Source organism: Streptomyces sp. NPDC007095 (assembly GCF_040634475.1).
Lineage (GTDB): Bacteria > Actinomycetota > Actinomycetes > Streptomycetales > Streptomycetaceae > Streptomyces.
This window is the reverse complement of sequence record NZ_JBEYFS010000544.1, coordinates 1-1,091: the sequence shown is the minus strand read 5'-3', so window position 1 is coordinate 1,091 and position 1,091 is coordinate 1. Positions and strand designations below refer to the sequence as shown.

At 68.1% G+C, this 1,091-nt stretch carries 2 protein-coding genes; one reads left to right on the top strand and one right to left on the bottom strand.

What is annotated here, in order from left to right; translation table 11 throughout:
* On the bottom strand, positions 1-204 hold a 204-nt coding region (locus ABZ656_RS58110; RefSeq protein WP_360280899.1), incomplete at its 3' end, for a hypothetical protein.
* Here ABZ656_RS58110 and ABZ656_RS58105 point away from each other — a divergent pair.
* Positions 109-1,091: condensation domain-containing protein (locus ABZ656_RS58105; protein ID WP_360280896.1), on the top strand; the 983-nt coding region annotated here is incomplete at its 3' end. The genes ABZ656_RS58110 and ABZ656_RS58105 overlap by 96 nt on opposite strands.

Below are 1,091 nucleotides of genomic sequence, written 5' to 3'. Positions count from 1 at the left end.
GAGTATGTGGGTCGTACGGATGACCAGGTGAAGTTGCGTGGTTTCCGTATTGAGCTGGGTGAGATCGAGGCCCGGCTCGCCGTGCACCCGTCCGTCGCCGGGGCGGCTGTGGTCGTCCGTGAGGACATCCTCGGTGACCGACGCCTCGTGGGCTACGTGGTTCCGGCCGGGGAAGGCCTTGACCTGGTGGATGTTCGCCTCCATCTGGCGGCGGCCCTGCCCGATTACATGATCCCGGCCGCGCTGGTCGTCCTCGATGTGCTGCCGGTGACCGTCAACGGCAAGCTCGACCGCCGCGCCCTGCCTGCGCCCGACATCGCCTCGGCCGTCGGCCTGGCTCCCCGCACGCCCCGGGAGCAGATCCTCTGCGAGTTGTACGGGGAGGTGCTGGGTGTTCATCAGGTAAGTGTCGGCGACAGCTTCTTCGAGCTGGGTGGGCACTCTCTCCTCGCGACTCGGCTCATCAGTCGAATCCGCACGGTGCTGGGTGTCGAGGTGCCGATCCGCACCTTGTTCGAGGCGCCGAGTGTGGCTGCGCTGACCAGTCGGTTGGAGGAGGCGGAGCACCGGCGTCCGGCGCTGGTCGCGGGTGTGCGGCCGGAGGCGCTGCCGGTGTCGTTCGCGCAGCAGCGGCTGTGGTTCCTGAACGAGTTGGAGGGGCCCAACGCCACCTACAACTCACCCATGGCCGTGCGGCTTTCCGGGCCCATCGATTCAGGGGCGCTGCAAGCCGCGCTGCATGACGTGGTGACGCGCCACGAAGTCCTGCGCACGGTCTACGGCACCGTCGCCGGACGGCCTTGCCAGCGTGTGCTCCCGAGTGACGCGGTCCCCTCGCTGCTCACCACGGCCGAGTACACGGAGGGCGCGGTCTTCCAGGCGGCCTCTTACGCCTTCGACTTGAGCCGTGAGGTACCGCTTCGTGCCTGGCTGTTTTGTCGTGCGGCGGACGAGCATGTGTTGGTCGTGGTGGTGCATCACATTGCGGGTGATGGGTGGTCGTTGGGTCCGCTGGCGCGGGATCTGTCGGTGGCGTATGCGGCGCGGGTGGGCGGGGCTGTTCCGGTGTGGGGGGCGTTGCCGGTGCAGTA